The sequence below is a fragment of the Pseudomonadota bacterium genome, from assembly GCA_016711215.1.
In the GTDB taxonomy this organism is placed as follows: Bacteria; Myxococcota_A; Polyangia.
In genome coordinates, this window is the sequence record JADJTL010000006.1 from 76483 (window position 1) to 91609 (window position 15127).

Here is a 15127-nt window from a genome sequence, read left to right on the forward strand (position 1 = left end):
TCCGCGGCCGCGCGACGGTGGTGCTCACCAGGCTGACCGCGGCAGCCGCCGTTAGGGCGCCGCAGTCGACGCGCTCGAGGGCCGCGACTCGGCCATCGTTGGTCTCCAGCACCTTCACGCCGAGGTCGTGCTGACTTGCCGCGTCGGCGACGCTTGTCCGTGCTGGTTTGGTCATCAGCAGCGCAGGCCGCGAGCGCGTCCTCTGCCACGGTCGAAGCGCAGGGGCAAGGGCGCGGTGCGGGGAGAGCGATCGGGGGACGTGGCGCTTTCGAGCGAAAGCGAGCCTTCCGGTTGCAGGTTCTGCGAGAACCCGTCGAGGTAGTCCTCGAAGTCGGCCTTGAGCTGCTGCTGGCTCCCGCGTGACTTGAGATCGCGAAGGCTGAACTTCGACGTGTTGTAGAACGCCTCGTCAGAGGCCTTGCACAGAGTCTGCCCGATCCGCTAATTTCAGACGCGCCGAGTGTCAACCTCGGAGTGGGGAACACTGTAGACCACCTCGACGAAGCCCTTCGCTGCACCGCCCAACGCGCCTTCCCGGCGCAGCTTCGTCCGCCACCAGCAAAGCGTTGTCGGGTGCACCCCTTGCCGTCGTGCGAACGCTCGTGCCCCCTCGCCGCTGGATTCGTAGGCCCCACAGAGGTCGATCCATTCAGCCCGACTTCGCCGCTCCTGCATCGCTGCCGCCTCCCGGTCTACGCCGGGACACAGCCTTCATCACCCCGGTCCTCAACACCAGGCGGGCCCTGCTGAACGGTTACGGAGGATCGCGGTGCGCGGAGTTGAACGCGGGCCTCGGCGGGATGTTCGTCGCGTGGGTCGGCGTCGCGCTCGCCGATCGGCGTTCGGAGAGGGACCCGAGAACCGGGGGCCGCCCCGCGTGGTCAACAGGTGTCGAGCAGCGTCCAACCAGATCCCAAGAAACCTCTTCGGCGGCGTCCTCGACGACGCGCGCACCATTCGACAGCCGCCACCAGGCCGCCCACGCTGGCTCGTGGCGCGCCCGACGCGCACCTGGGACGCCTGGCGCGGCGCGCGGACAAAGGGCACCGTGCGCGCCGTCCGCGGAGCAGGGGCGCGAGGGTGAAGTCCGCGGGTGTCATGGTCAGGCAGCCTTCGCGGGCGGGGCGTCGGCCACGAGGGCGTAGCCCTGGAGAATGCCGTTGGCGTACGGCCGTCGCTCGAGGCGGCGCCTCCGGACGTCGGTGAGGTCGATGACCTCGGCCTCGGGCTTGCTGGCTGCGAACTCCTCCGGCATGCGCCCGTCGATGCCCTGGTGAGGTCGCTCGGTGTTCGCGTAGCGCCGGTACTCGTCGAGGTAGAACTGCAGCTCCTTCGCGTCGGCCACGCGGATGTGCCGGAGCAGCTCTCGGCGGACGGATCCGATGGCGCGCTCCGCGTAGCAGTTCATCGACGGCAGCCCGGTCGGCGTGACCTCCTCCTCGATCTCGAGCACGCGGAGCTGGCGCGCGAACTGCCCGGCGAAGTGCGCGCCGTGGTCGTGAACGACGGCCTTGGGCGCGCGCTTCTCGCGAGCGCAGACCTCGTTGAACGTGCGGATGGTCCACACCGAGTCGACGTCCCAGCCGTCGTGGACGCGGAGGTCGAGCAGCTCCCGGGTGTGCACATCGATGATGAGTGGCGCCTGGAGCCACACGCCCTTCGCCGTCTGCACCGCGAAGAAGTCGAGCGCCCAGAGCGCGTCCTTGGCGGTGGACCTCGCGCGCTCGAAGTCGAGCTTCCTGCCTGGGCGTGGCGAGAACCCGTTCTCCTTCAGGATGCGGGCGATGGTCGGCTCGCTCGCGCGGATGCCCATGCGCCGCAGCTCCTCGCGTATGCGCCGATGGCCCCACGCTCGGTTCTCGCGCTTCAGTGTCATGATGAGTTCGACGACCTTCTTGTCGAGCGGCGGCCGCCCGCCCGTGTCCGGGCGCCCTCGCAGCGAGCGGAAGCGGGTCGCCCAGCGCCTGATGGTGCGCAGCGACGCCGAGAGGAAGTAGCGCTGGAAGGGCTCGTCGCCGCGCGTGAGGAGGTACGCGAAGACCTGCGCGGCGCGCGTGGCCATCGGCATCGGAGCTGGCTCGGTGCGCTGAGCGAGCTCGGCCTCGAGCGCGTCGAGCTGGGCCTTGAGCGCGATGTTCTCGCGGTAGAGGCGTGCAGCCTCGGGCATCGTCGTGTTGCGCGGCAGGCGCGACACGCGGTCCACCGCTGTGAGGAGCAGGTGGTAGAAGCCGAACTCGACGGCACGCAGCGTGAGCGAAGCCGCGCCCCTGATGCGGCCGAGGAGGTCGAGGGTGCGCGGCTTGGAGGTCTTCGACGCCTCACTCATCGGAGGACCTCTTCCCTCGCGCCTTGCGCGGCTTGGGGGTCGACGCCGAGGGCTCGCCGCCCGCGAGCCGCTTCGTCTCGGCGATGACCCTATCGAAGTCGCTCTCGAAGAGCCGGTCTTGCACGATGCGGTACTTCTCGAACTCGCTGAGCGCGTGCTGCTTCGCCAATTCGGCGCTCACCTTGCCGGCGTCCTGCAAGAGCTCGCGGTCCCACAGGCGCAGGAAGCCTTGGAGACGTTCCTCCCAGTCGGCCATCGTCATCGGGATGCGCCGCGTCGCCTGCATCTCAGCCATGTCGAGGTAGGCCGAGACGATGCGCTGCATCTGGTCCATCTCGGTCTCCGAGAGGTAGTTCTTGGCGATCACCACGTCGTAGCGGTGGATCTTCCCCTGCGGCGCGCCCTCCCAGGTCGTCAGACCCATGTGGGGCTGCTCGGCGTCGGCGCGCTCGACGATGACCTCGGCGGCGGTCTGCCCATGCACCGCGAAGTGCAACTTGTTCTGCACGGCAGCGAAGAAACGCTGCGTCGCTGCGGCCGTCGCGTCGTAGTCCACCGAGGTCGCGTAGATGTCGGTGACTTTCTGGTAGAACTTGCGCTCCGAGAGGCGGATCTCTCGGACCTTCTCGAGCTGCCGATCGAAGAACTCCTGGGTGAGCACGCTGCCGCCCGACTTCAGGCGCTCCACGTCCATCACCCAGCCTTGGATGGTGTAGTCCTTCACCACCTGCGTGGCCCACTTGCGAAACTGAACCGCGCGCTCGTTCTCGATCTTGAAGCCGACGGCGATGATGGCCTGCAGGTTGTAGTGCTTGACGTTGTAGGTCTTTCCGTCGGCGGCAGTTGTTAAGTACTGCTTAACAACTGCCCCCTCGACCAGCTCTCGGTCGGCGAAGATGCGCTTGAGGTGCTGGTTGATGGCCGGGACGGTGACGTCGTAGAGCGACGCCATCATCTTCTGGGACAGCCAGATGTTCTCGTCCTCGTAGCGCATCTCGACGGCCTGCTGCTGCGAGCCGGTGGCGGCGACGAAGGTCAGGTACTCGGCCGCCGAGGAGCGCACGATGGAGACCTCGGGCGGTTGCTTTTTGCGGGTCACGCCGTGCCTCCCGGACTCGTTCTCGGCTTGAAGACGAGCGTTGCCACATCGTGGCGCTCGCCCGCGCTTCGGACCTCGACGAGAACCATCGGCCCGAGCGCTCGACCACCGACGTTGACCTCGACTGCGGGACCACCCACCGGCTGCAGGTGGCCCTCCGCGAAGAGCTGGAGCGCGGCAGGCATCATGGCATGCACCGTCGCCGTGCCGTCTTCCGCGACTGCCCCTCTGTGGCGGGCGTAGGGGAAGCTGAGAGACGAGGTTCTGTCGAGGCGAATCCTCACCTCATCGAGGAAGACACCACCGATCGCGATTCGCTTGTCGATGGGCGGCGGCACCTCCGCGCGAACGCCGTCGGGCAAGCCCACGGTGCAGGTCATCCGCCGCGCGCCCGTCGAGTCCTCGTCGTAGGACCAGTCCTCTACGAGTCGCGGATCGAGCCAGTGCGGGTTGAAGCGCTCGGCGAGGACGTCGAACGTCGCGGAGCCGTGGCATTTCCGCCCCTGGAGTTGCTTCTTCAGCTCGTTCAGCTCCTTCACCGGCGTCGTTCCCAGCGCTTCGACGCGCGCACGCTGGCGTTCCAGAAGGACACCACCAGCGCGAGCGCCTCTCGCGCCTGCTCGAGGGGTGCCCCGGATCCAAGGTCGCTGAGCAGCGGCGCGGCGACCTCGAGCACGACGTCCGCGAGGTCAGCTTCGGGGAGGCGGACGCTCGTCCACGAGTTGGCGTAGCCGCGCGTCATGCTTCCTCACCCTCCATCTCTTCCCACGTCTTGCCGGCCTCGACGGCGGCGAGGTTGAAGCGCGCGCCCTGATTGTCGCTCGGGTTGAGCCAAAGCATCTTCGTGAAGACCGCCTTGGCCACGCGCAGGTCACCGAGACGCCAGGCGCAGAGGCCGACGCCGTGCAGACACCGCAGGAACGGGCGGTTGTCGAGGAGGCCCCACGCAAGCACGCCGTCGAAGTCCTTCCCGAGCGAGACGCTCCCGATGGTGGTGCCCATCTCGTAGTGTCGAAGCGCCTGCTTGGGGTTGCGCTCGAATTCGAGGTTGCCGAGGTGGGCGTGCGCGTCGAGGCAGCGAAGATCCTTCGCGAGCAGGTTCATCAGCAGGTCGTACGCGCCCCTCTCATCGCCTGCCGAGCGCCGCTCAGCGGCTTCGAGAATCGGGTCGGAATCGAAGTCCTCTGGATCAGCGCCGGGCATGACCTGCTCGAACTCGAACATCGGCCGTTTGCCGCGCGCGATGATCGGCTTGGCCCAGTCGTCGACCGGCTCCTCTACCTCGCCCCAGTACTCGTCGTCTGGGTCCCAGTCGCCTTGTTTGTGGAGGGCGAGCGGCGTCAGACCGAGCACGGACACATCGACACGAGTCGCGCTGATGGAGCCCGAGATGTAGGGATGTCGGGCGTGCGTCCACTCCTTCGTCGGCGTGACGGTGATGATCGACCCGGGCACCTCGTCGCGGACGGCCGTGCGCAGCGTCACTTCACGCGCGGTGCCGAGCAGGCGACAGCGGATCGCGTTCGACTTGCAGGCGAGCACGACGAGGTCCACGGACTTTCCGACGACGATGTCCTCGCTCGCGACCTTGTGTGGGCGCGGGGCGGCACCCGTCTGCGGGCTCGCCGCTGGAAGGCCAAGCCAGGCGCGGTACCTCGACACGAGCTGCGCGGCAGGGCTACCCGACGCGAACGTCACGTCCGCCAAGCCGAATTCGTAGGTGTTCTCGCCTCGCTGACACGTGACCAAGAGCCCTACGTGCGGCAGGCCAGGGTTGCGGAGAGCAGTCACCCTGACGGACTCGCCGATCACGTGGGCATCGGCAGGCAGCCGAATGTCTACGCGGCCCTGTGTTTCGAAGTCTCCGAGGCCAGCCACATCGTCCTTCGCGCCACGCCCGGCGACTCCTTCCGCGAGGGAGCTGCCTTCCGCGCGACGCGTGTCACCCGCTGCGTGGCCGAGCTTGGCCTTCGGCTTGGAGGCCTTCTTCGGCGGCGTCTTCATGTCGGGCTCTTCTCGTCGTTGGCGAGCGGCGCCGCGTAGGCTTGGTTCGGGTGGGTCGGTTCGTCGGGGAACAGGCGGCGCAGGCGCCCCTCGGCAACCATCACAGAGGCCGCGAGGTCGGGCGGGAGCTCCGGTCGATCCGCGGTCAGCTCCGGTCGATCGGGCTCGGACCCCGGTCGATCCGCTTCCAACCCCTGCGCATCGAGTGAGCCCCTCGCCGTCACATGCCCATCGAGTGACCTCACGGCGCGCCTCCGCGTTTGGTCGAAAGCCGGGCCCTACCCGCGTCGGTCAGTCGGTACTTCTGCAAGCGGCTGCTCGGCTTGTCGGGGACGGTCATCTCGATGAGCCGCTCGGCAAGCGCAGGTTTGAGATAGTTCTCCTTGAACGTCGGTCGGTGCTTCAGCCCCAACGCCTTCTGAAGTTGAGCTGTAGCGAGCGGGCCGCTTTCGAGGGCGCCGAGGAGGCGATCGACTGGGTCGCCGACTGAGTCGGTCACTGAGTCGCCGACTAGGTCGGTGCCTTGGGACGTCTTCGCCCCAGCTCGCTCTGCCTCACCTCCCGGCCGGATCTCGGCGCGGAAGGTGACAGTCATGACGCCCATCTCGACCTTGAACGTCGGCGCCTCGATGCCCCAGGCGCGGCACGCCTCGATGACGCGGTTGGTGCCACGGCCCCAGACCTCGATGGCGCCCGTGCGATGGAAAGCGCCCGCGATGAGGGGGTTCCGCGGGATCGAGCGGTGCTCCTGCGTGAGCAGCTCGGCGCGAATGCCGGTCGGGAAGTCGCCGATGCTGTGGATCTCGATGCGATCGTCGAAGACGGCGATGGCGACGTACGAGCTCGGGTTGCTGACGTCGCGGTGGATGACGGCGTTGATGATCGTCTCACGCAGCGCTTCGGCCGGCACCGGCTGGCGGTCCTCCCGGAAGATGCTGCCTTTGGGAAAGCGTGCCGCGAGCGGCAGCGTGCGATCGAGCCACGCGATCGCCTCGCGCACCATCGCGAAGGCGTGCAGATGGAGCTGCTGGTTGTCGAGGATGTCGCCGGTGATCTTCGTGCCCCGAAAGCGCCCGAGCTTGAGCAGTGCCTGCGGGTAGTCGGGCAGGAACTTCGTCCCGTAGAGCATCTGCGCGGCCTGCGTGACCTGCCCGTCGATGCGCAGGCCGAGCCGGTCGAGGATGTCGCTGACGTCCATGCTCGTACCGGCCGAGAGGCGCCGCTGCTCGATGGCCGTCGCGCGCGTGCGCAGGATCTCCTCGCGGTCGAGGTCTTCGAGGCGCACGCCCAGGGCGGGCTGGTTCTCCCAGCGATGCCGGCTGTGGTTGCGATCGAGGAGCAGGCGTCCGTACTCCTCCTGCGACATCACCGTGGTCGTCGAGCCCACGCGCTTGTAGGGCTTCGACTCGAAGACGAACGGCGCGAACTGCCGCGACGGTACGGCCTCGAGCACGATCACTTGCCGACCGTTCTCGACGTCCACCCGGCTCATCTCGACACGTGCCGGCGGCTCGAAGCGACCGAGCATCGCCGCGATGTCACGGAGGGTGATGTCGGCGACGTCCTGGCCCACGAGCTTGCCGTCGGGCGCGACGCCGATAAGTACCTTGCCGCCCTCGCCGTTCAGGAAGGCGCAGAGCGTCTCGCCGGCGCGCTTCAGCTCGGCGGTCGAGCGGTTGAGCTCGAGCGTCTCGGACTCGCCTTGGGCAATGAGCGTCTGAAGGGCGGCGCGGGTGGTCATGGCTGGTCTGGCTCCTCGACGGGGCGGAAGAGCCCACCACCGAGATAGCGAGTTCGTCCGAGCAGGAGCGGCCCGGCAACGCGCCGCTCGAAAAGCAGCGTCACGTGCCCCCTGAGCCCAATCCCGGGCGCGCCCCGAACGTTACTCGATTCCACCCTGGGCGCGGGCAGCCCGAGGCGACGGCACTCTGCACCGACGTCAGCTGCGAGTGCCTCCGTCGCCGCGCCGCCCTTTCCATGGCGCGTAACGACGTATGGCGTGATGGTCTTCCACACACGCGAACGCCCCAGGAGCGAGTCATCGACTTCTCCGATGGCAGCAGGGAAAAGTGAGAAGACCCCAGCGTGCCCCGCGCGCAGCTCGCAGAACCCTTCGAGCGCAGCATCAAGGGGGCGGAGGTGATCGAGTTCCTGAGGGGTCGGCGCGCGACGCTCGACAATGTGGGGAGCGAGGATGAGCAACCTTCGCAAGTCCGGCTCGAAGGCGAACGAGAGGTGCGAAGACCGAGAGCGCCGAACAGGAGCGCCGTCCTCCGCGTGACCGCTGAAGAACGGTGCGAGCCGCTCGCCCGTGCCGAGGGTAGTCTGCACTCTCGCCATGACCGCACGGCGGAGCGCCCGTGCAACATCAAGCGGCTCGGGCTCGCCAGCGAGGCCGTCGGTGATCGCGAAGGCATATGCCCCCGGAACGACATCTCTCGCTGGCGCCATGAGGCCAAGCCCGAGATAGCGCCCATCACCGAGCAACAGCGGGCCCTCGATCGGTACGCCGAACGCAATCTCGACGTGCCACAGACGCTCCTTCTCGAAGCGTGTTCCCTCGGCGAACGGCTCGACGCGTGAGCCGGCTCCGTCGAAAGGCTCACGCTGCAAACGAATGCTCTCCGCTGGAGCGCTCACGCCCGCGTGACGGAGCGCTTGAACGACTGCCGCTCTCGCACCCGACATTTCCAGGACGCGCTCGAGACCGCTCTTGGCTTCCGTGAGCTTTCGAGTTGGCTCGATGCGCCGACGCTTGCCCTCCTCGGGGAGAACCAATGGCGTGACAGACCGGAACACTCGGGCCCTCGCGCCAACTCCGTAGTGCCGGAGCATGTCGTCGTCGGCTGACGGAGACAGCAGGACGTCTTTCACCTCGCCCGTTTGTGGGTCGAACAGCTCTGCTCCCGAGAACGCCCACCGAACATCCTCGCTTCGAAGCGGGCACGAGGCAGGAACCTCGATGAGGACGCGTCGGATCGCGCGGTCGGCGTAGTGCATGCCGATGGACGGGATGGCGATGATCCGCACGCGCCTCTCGGCGGGCACAGCGTTCGAACCATCTCGCGTACGACCCACGAGATACTGGTCGATCTCGACGGTCCGACTCGGCATCGCGGTGCTCAGGCGAGCGCGTGCAGCTTCGCGAACCAAGACGACGAGCGACGACGCCCCTTCCAGGGGCCACGCCACGCGACGCTCGGAGTCCGCCGAAGAGCGCAGCTCGAAGACCTGGCGAGCCAGGCGCGCTTCGTAGGAAACTTGCCGATAGCTGGGCTTGGGTTGTTGAACGAAAACTCGCTGGCCGTTCTCGGTGCGGAATCGTGGTGCCTGATAGCGGCGCTCTAGGCTGTCGAACGAACCTTCGCTCGGACATGCGAGCTTAAGGCCATCGCCCACGCTCGGCCGCCAAGCGACGCCGTTATACTCTGCGAGCCGCGCTTCGAGCGCGGCTTCGTCGAGAAGGTCACCCCAGGCCCAGGCCATGTCGACACCCCGCCCAAGTTGGTAGAGCTTGTCGGCGAGCGCGCAGATTGCCTTGGCGTGCGTGTCTCCCTCGTCAACGTTGGCGAAGGGCCACGCGTAGATCCATGGCACCGACGCGTCGAAATGGCGCGGCCTCCAGACCTTCTGCGCACCACGTGTCTTCGCGATGTTCCGAACGTCGCCGCCGAACTTGTCGAGGTCGTTGTTCGGCATGAACATCGTGACCGCCTGACCTCGCGCGAGACGCGGTGACGCGACGAGCGGGGCATCCGGGAGCCTTTCGAGCCAGACGAGCGCCCTCTTCGTGTGATCGTCGAGCGGTCCGCTGATCCCGGCGCCCGCTATGAGCGACTGAAACAAGCGAAAGGGCGACGGCAGCTCGTCGCCGGCTCCGTGGTACCGCCCCTCATGGGCGCGCACATTAATGGTCAGGTAGTGCGTCATGCCGAAGGGGTCGCCGGAGTCTCGTCGTCCTTCCTCTTCGCGAGCAGCTCCTTTGCTTTCTTGATGTCGAACTCATGCTCGAGGACGGGGGCGCCGTCCTTCTTCAGCCCATCAGGCCACTTCGCCTTGAACGGTGCGGCTGCCGCCGTCGCATAGGCGACGAGGTCCTTCGGGAGCGTCACCTTGTCTGCCTCACCAGGCTCACCGCGGCGGGGTACCGCCGTCCACTTGTCCGCCTTGTCCGCGTAACGGAGCAGGCATCCCTCGCGGAGGAACAACTCAAGGTCGACGGTGGCCGCTAGAAGGGCGAGACCCAACAGGTACTTCTGAACCTCGGTCATCTCGGCGGCGTCCTTGCCACGGATGCCACGGAGCGCGACGAGGTTGATCGTGACGTCGCGTTCGATAGCCCCCTTCGCGAGGACACCACCGAGAACGCGCGCCTCTGGGTTCGGGGCCCCCGCGACGAACTGCGGGATCTTGTCGGTCTTTCGAAAGGTGGATGGAGCGTCCTTCAGGCCGACCGCCGACAGCTCCCGCTTCCCCTTCTTCTTCTCCTCGTCAGCGAGTTCCTTCTGCTGCTCCTCACTCAGGGCCTTCCACACCGAGTTGAACTGCGCGGCGCTGTGAAGGACCTCGACGTCCCAGGCACGGATGATCGAGCGAACCAAGCGAGGTCGTTTTTCGCCGGTACCGCCACGCGAATCCCACACACCAAAAACCAGCGAGGTCGGCGCGATGGCTGCGAGCGGAGCCGCGTTACCCTTGTTTCGCAGAGCCTCGAATGCCTTGGCGATCTCCGGGGCGAGCGTCGGGCTCGCGAGCACGACGGCGTCCGCGCTGCGGTGCGCGAGATCGAGGAGCGAACGCTTCTCGATGTGCGCGGCGCCGTCGGTGTCGGCCTCCTTCGTCTTCTTGCCACCAGCCTTGTGCAGGACGATCTCGACCTGCGGGACGAGGCTCGCGAGCGGGTTCAGATCGTTGCCCTCCGCGTCTTTGCCAGTCGACTTGAAGATCGGCTCCAGTCGGTTCGCCTGGGACCCGACCGTGTCGATCGTCGCGACGCGCGTGCCGTCGGCGAGCGCATCGATGTTGTAGCCAATGTCGGCATAGGTCGGCGGGAAGATGACGCCCCGACCGCTCTCATCGGCCTCGACGGGGAGGAGCTTCTGGCGCAGACGGAGGGCGACCGGCCCATCGGCGGCGAGCCACGAATCGAAGAGCTTGGTGGTCTCCTCGCTCAGCGACGGAGCGGTATTTTCTGCGGCCTTCGATGTCATGGTCGGGTCTCCTCTTGTGCGAACGTCGTGACTTTGTTCTTGCCGGACAGATCGAGCTCGAACTCGAACCGGCGCATCGGCAGCTTCAGGTCGGCGCTGGCGAGCGCGGCGCGCGCCAGCATCGGCGGCAACGGCTGTCCCCAGACTGCGTAGCGAACCTTGCGGGTCTCGTATTGGTCAGGGCGCGAGTGTTCGAGCCCGATCGCTGCCAGGATCTCGACGACCGGCGAGGCCGCGATGCGATCTTTCTGCGTGTTTGGTGAGTAGCCCGCGTCGATCGCGGTCCAGGCGCCGCGCGGATCGAAGTTGAAGCTACCGCCCATCGGCGTGACCACGTCGAACGGTGCCTTCAGGAGCGCCGCTCGGTTCTCCTGCCAAAGCTGCTGCAACCCTCGATTCTTGAGGTCGCCGATCGACTGGTTCTTCTTCGGCTTGGCGCGCACACCTTGAAGCATCTGCGTCGCAATACGGTTGGCCGAGCGGTTGCCCGAGTAGAGCTTGAAGTAATCCCTCGACGAGCCGTCGGCCCAATGACTGACGGTGAGCCGACGTCCGTCGTCCACGAGCTGGATGGGAAGAGCGTTGCGGTCGCCTTCACCCGAAGGGAACGCTGGCGTCATGACGCGCCCCTGCACCTGGCCCGGATCGTCGTCGTCGGACTCATCACCGTCCTCAGGTTCGCTGGGCGTGGAGTCTTCCTCTCCACTGTCGTCACCATCGGCTGCACCACCTTCGACGTAGCCTATGGGCGTCAGTTCGCTAATCTTCGCCTTCGACAAGAAATCAAAGACGACCAAGAACGGGTTCTTGTCGCCGTCAGCGCGGAGCACGAACGTCGGTTGTGCTTCGCTCCAGTCGAAGTGAGCCTCGACGCCGCCGAGCAGAACCTCTGCCGCCTCGAGGAAGCCCATGCAGGCAAGCACCTGGCCTGGGCTCTTGAGGTCGACGGGGATGGATGGAGTCTTGTGCGTCATCACGGCTGCTCCTTTTGCGCTGTCGCTGCCTGCTGGTTGCGACGCGACGCGGTCTGGTCTGCCGAGCGGAGCAGCGCCTCCCACCACGCGAGACCCCACGGCCCCCAACGCCGCGAGAGCCGCGAGAAACGAAGCGCGACCGCGCGCGCCCACTCGTCAGTGATTGCCGGTGGGGGAAGGTCGCGTCCGCGAGTACCAATCACAGGTCGCGCATAGCCATGATGAGCTGCGACAAGATGAAGAACAAAGTCCCTGTCATCCGTGGAAAGCTGCTTGAAGTTCTCGTGCGCTTCCACGTAGGGCAACGAGCCGAACTCGTGCCGATACTCGTCGAGGAGATCGAAGTCGATAGGTCCCTTGGTCTTTGCATACGGGCGTCCATCGGGTGGCGCCTTGAATGCGTTCTGCCATTGCGAAGCACGCTTCCCTTCATCATGAAGACGAGCGGCCAAGGCGAGGAGGTCCACGCACGCTTGTTCGATGCCCAGCCGTCGTCCGATCGTGTTTGCGCAGTCTGCTGCCCAGGACTGGTGTTCGTCGAGCTGCTGTGGACGGTCTGCTTCGCCGCGCTCCTCTTCTGTCGCGGCATCGCCTGCCCAACCATCGACCACCAGTGCGGTAGCGGGCTCGCCGTTCATCGCGCTCGTCACGAGCAGATGGCGCCGCACCCAACCGGTGCCGGGCGTTGAACGCCACGCTGCGTCGTCCGCTTCGCTGGCGCCCACGGCACGGATGCGAAAGCCCGTCACGGGAACGTCTGGAGCGTCCGGGCGAGCAAGCCAGGTGGAGACCGCGTCTGCGGCATCCGCCAACTTCGCCTTGTCGTCCAAGAGTCCATCGGTGAGACCGCCGAGACGCGAGTCGACGATGAGTGTTGTCCCTACCAACAATGCCTCGAGCTGCTTCGAGGCTTGCTCGCGGTCCTTCTTGGCCTCCTTGCTCTCTTTCCTACCCTTGCTCTTTGCGGCAGCCAGTTGCTCAAGGGTTCGCCATCCTCTCACCTCACCGCGCGCTCCGAGCGCGATTGCGACGACGTGCTTCGAGTTCAGTACGGCCTCTTCATCATTCGCCCCGCGCAGCGCATCTGCGCGCTCGATGAGCCAATCGATCACGAGGTGCGTTTCGGTTTCGAGCTGCTCGCTCGTGTGAGGTGGGGCAGCCTCGAAGAAGCGCTTCGCAGCCTTTGCATTGAAGGGTTCATCCGCGCGCACGGGGAGATGTCGTCGCCAGAGTATCGTCGTCTGTGGCGGATCGTTCGGCCGAAAGCCTCGCAGCCACGGGTCGACGTCGGGGCGCCCCGGATGCTCTTCGAGCGAGGTCATCGACCAAGCATCGACCAGTGGGCGCGTCAACTCGGGCCGAAGGGACTCGATAGTGGTCGCGTCACGGAGGAAATCGGCGAGGTCCTGGCGCGCGCGCAATTTCATCAGGGCGTCGGGGCTCAGGCTGCCGCTGTCCGCGAGCACAGCATCGAGCAACTTCCGTAGGGCGCGGTACTTCGCTACCTCCGCTTCATGCCGGGCCACGATCTTCGCGTCGGAGTCCTTGAAGGCTTTGATCTGGTCGTCGCACTTCTTGAGGGCGTTCTTCAATGGCTCAAGGGAGTTCGCCATCGCCCCTTTGAGCCGTTCCTTCTCTTCCCTGGCCTTCTTCAGATTCTCCTTGGCCTCCTTCTTGGCCTTGCCGAGGCGCTCTTCTTCCGACTTGTGCGCGTCTCTTTGGGACGCACCCATTTTCCCCTTTGGAATTGCTTTCTTCGAGTTCTTGACCTGAGCGAGGTTGGCTTCGAGCTCGTTCACTTGCTCGCGCAGTGCGCGGACAGCCTCGGCTGCAGGCTGGTCGGCCTTCTCTAGCTGCTCAAGCTTTGCTCGAAGCGCGGGGCGTTCCTTGAAGGCTTGCGTTGCCGCATCGCGCTTCGCCAGTTTTTCAGCGAGCGCCTCTCTTGCCTTCGCGGTCGGCGGTGCGGGCTCGCCTTCGACGACAACGACAACTTTCGCATCGCGATCGTCACCACCACGCCGGTTCACTCGACCGAGGCGTTGCACCATCCGCTCCCACGCGACGAGGTCGCAGACCATGTGGTCGGCGTCCATGTCCACGCCGACCTCACCTGCGCTAGTCGCGACGAGAAACGTCGGCCCCTGGGAGACGGCACGTGTACCGTCAGTTCGCTCTACGAAGCCGTGTTCGACCAACCACACGGCCACCTTGGTGCGCTCGAACACGCGACGCGCGCCCACCAAAAGTTCGATCGTCGCCGTCGCCGTCTTCGCTAGATCGCGCAGCTCGGCGGCAACCGCCGTCGCGTCCTCGCGCTTGTTGCAGAACACAAGGCACCGGACCTTCTCCGAACCTCGCGCCGTCAGCTCCCACGCCTTGTGGGCGAGAACGGCAGCGAGCTTGGGTCCCTTGTCCTTCTTGCTCGCGTCGTCGTTCTCGCTCGCGTCGTCCGCCGCCTTGCTGTCTTCGGCGGAAGGAGCGTCCACCGGGGCAGCAAGCTCCACGATGTTCAGCGTCTTCTTCGCGTTAAGTCGCCTGGCGACGACTTCGTACCGCCTATCTTCATCGGTAAGCGTGAGCGGTGGGGCGGCAGTGGTCGTTTGGCGTCCCGTTGCTGACAGCGATAGCAGCTTGAACGGAGGCACCAGCGCGCGAAGGGCAGCGTCCGTGGGGCCGAAAGAATCAGCTCCGTTCTCGACCTGTCTGAGGAGATCCTCGAACGCAGGGACCGAGTGGGCCTCGTCGAGAACGAGGAGCGTGTCCGCGCCGAGGAGCCCTGCATGGTAGGGACGCATCTTCGAGGAGACGCCGTAGCCCGAGAAGAGGAGCCGCGAGCCCACCATGTCGACAGTGCCGACGACGATCGCGGGCGACGATGGATCCTCAAGCCACGCGCGGTTGTCGACGTGCTGGCCACGCAACGTCGAGATAGGCAGAGGGCGCTCATGAAGACCGAGGGCGTGTGCGACACCTCGCTCTTTCGCCACCCACGCGCAGAGTGCTTCGGCGACCTCGGTCGCTTGATCGACAACGGCGCGACGATCGACGACGTATACGAGTCGTCGAGGCAGCGAGGCTCCGAGCACTCGGGCGACGAGCCACACGGCCATGACGGCGGTCTTTCCGAGACCGGTCGGGATATCGAGAGACGAGACGACTTCGCCTTGGCGGAAGCGTCGAAGCAGCTCGACCTGCCATGGGAACGGCGCTTGCGCTGCATCGAGGCCGAGCGCACACCGGAGCCATTCCACCGCCTGTGGGTCGCCCGTACTCGCCACAACAGCGAGCGCTTCGTTACTCGCCACGACCACCCCCCTCCCCACCGCGCGGCTGCGCGTCGATCCACTGGTCGAGCTCGGTACGCTTGATGCGCCACTGGCCCCGAATCTTGAAAGCCGGAATCTCGCCGGCCTGGGCCATGGCGTAGACGGTCTTCTCCGCGAGCTTGAGCAGCGCGGCGAGCTCCTTGATCGTCAGGACCTCGTCAGGCATCCGGGCTCCAGATTGGGTGGCG

General features: G+C 66.2%; 12 protein-coding genes. All 12 read right to left on the reverse strand.

Annotated elements, in window-relative coordinates:
• Positions 1-1102 precede the first annotated feature (1102 nt).
• Genes IPL40_14625 through IPL40_14680 form a run of 12 tightly spaced genes read right to left on the reverse strand, consistent with a single transcriptional unit; the run spans position 1103 to position 15105 of the window.
• On the reverse strand, positions 1103-2326 hold the full coding sequence (locus tag IPL40_14625; GenBank protein MBK8482376.1) for a transposase: 1224 nt from the start codon (positions 2324-2326) through the stop codon (positions 1103-1105).
• Positions 2319-3425 carry a virulence RhuM family protein gene (locus IPL40_14630; protein ID MBK8482377.1) on the reverse strand — a complete coding sequence of 369 codons (1107 nt, stop codon included), beginning with the start codon at positions 3423-3425 and terminating at the stop codon, positions 2319-2321. Before IPL40_14630 ends, IPL40_14625 begins: the two co-directional genes overlap by 8 nt.
• Entirely contained in the window at positions 3422-3964 is a 543-nt protein-coding gene (locus IPL40_14635; protein ID MBK8482378.1) for a hypothetical protein, read from the reverse strand. The genes IPL40_14630 and IPL40_14635 overlap by 4 nt, the downstream gene beginning before the upstream one ends.
• A complete protein-coding gene (locus tag IPL40_14640; protein MBK8482379.1) occupies positions 3961-4167 on the reverse strand; it encodes a hypothetical protein in 207 nt (68 codons plus the stop codon). Before IPL40_14640 ends, IPL40_14635 begins: the two co-directional genes overlap by 4 nt.
• Positions 4164-5429, reverse strand: coding sequence for a cytoplasmic protein (locus IPL40_14645; protein ID MBK8482380.1), 1266 nt, complete (start codon positions 5427-5429; stop codon positions 4164-4166). The genes IPL40_14640 and IPL40_14645 overlap by 4 nt, the downstream gene beginning before the upstream one ends.
• Complete coding sequence (locus tag IPL40_14650; GenBank protein MBK8482381.1) at positions 5426-5674, reverse strand: hypothetical protein; 249 nt, start codon at positions 5672-5674, stop codon at positions 5426-5428. The genes IPL40_14645 and IPL40_14650 overlap by 4 nt, the downstream gene beginning before the upstream one ends.
• On the reverse strand, positions 5671-7170 hold the full coding sequence (locus tag IPL40_14655; GenBank protein ID MBK8482382.1) for a putative DNA binding domain-containing protein: 1500 nt from the start codon (positions 7168-7170) through the stop codon (positions 5671-5673). Before IPL40_14655 ends, IPL40_14650 begins: the two co-directional genes overlap by 4 nt.
• Complete coding sequence (gene cas5u6u, locus IPL40_14660; GenBank protein MBK8482383.1) at positions 7167-9359, reverse strand: type I-U CRISPR-associated protein Cas5/Cas6; 2193 nt, start codon at positions 9357-9359, stop codon at positions 7167-7169. Before cas5u6u ends, IPL40_14655 begins: the two co-directional genes overlap by 4 nt.
• Positions 9356-10639, reverse strand: a complete 1284-nt coding sequence (gene cas7u / locus IPL40_14665; GenBank protein MBK8482384.1) for a type I-U CRISPR-associated protein Cas7 — start codon at positions 10637-10639, stop codon at positions 9356-9358. Before cas7u ends, cas5u6u begins: the two co-directional genes overlap by 4 nt.
• The gene (locus IPL40_14670; GenBank protein ID MBK8482385.1) at positions 10636-11613 is read right to left on the reverse strand and encodes a hypothetical protein; all 978 of its coding nucleotides are present in this window, start codon (positions 11611-11613) and stop codon (positions 10636-10638) included. Before IPL40_14670 ends, cas7u begins: the two co-directional genes overlap by 4 nt.
• Entirely contained in the window at positions 11613-14918 is a 3306-nt protein-coding gene (gene cas3u, locus IPL40_14675) for a type I-U CRISPR-associated helicase/endonuclease Cas3 (GenBank protein MBK8482386.1), read from the reverse strand. The genes IPL40_14670 and cas3u overlap by 1 nt, the downstream gene beginning before the upstream one ends.
• Positions 14908-15105 carry a helix-turn-helix domain-containing protein gene (locus tag IPL40_14680; protein ID MBK8482387.1) on the reverse strand — a complete coding sequence of 66 codons (198 nt, stop codon included), beginning with the start codon at positions 15103-15105 and terminating at the stop codon, positions 14908-14910. The genes cas3u and IPL40_14680 overlap by 11 nt, the downstream gene beginning before the upstream one ends.
• Between the last annotated feature and the right edge of the window lie 22 nt (positions 15106-15127).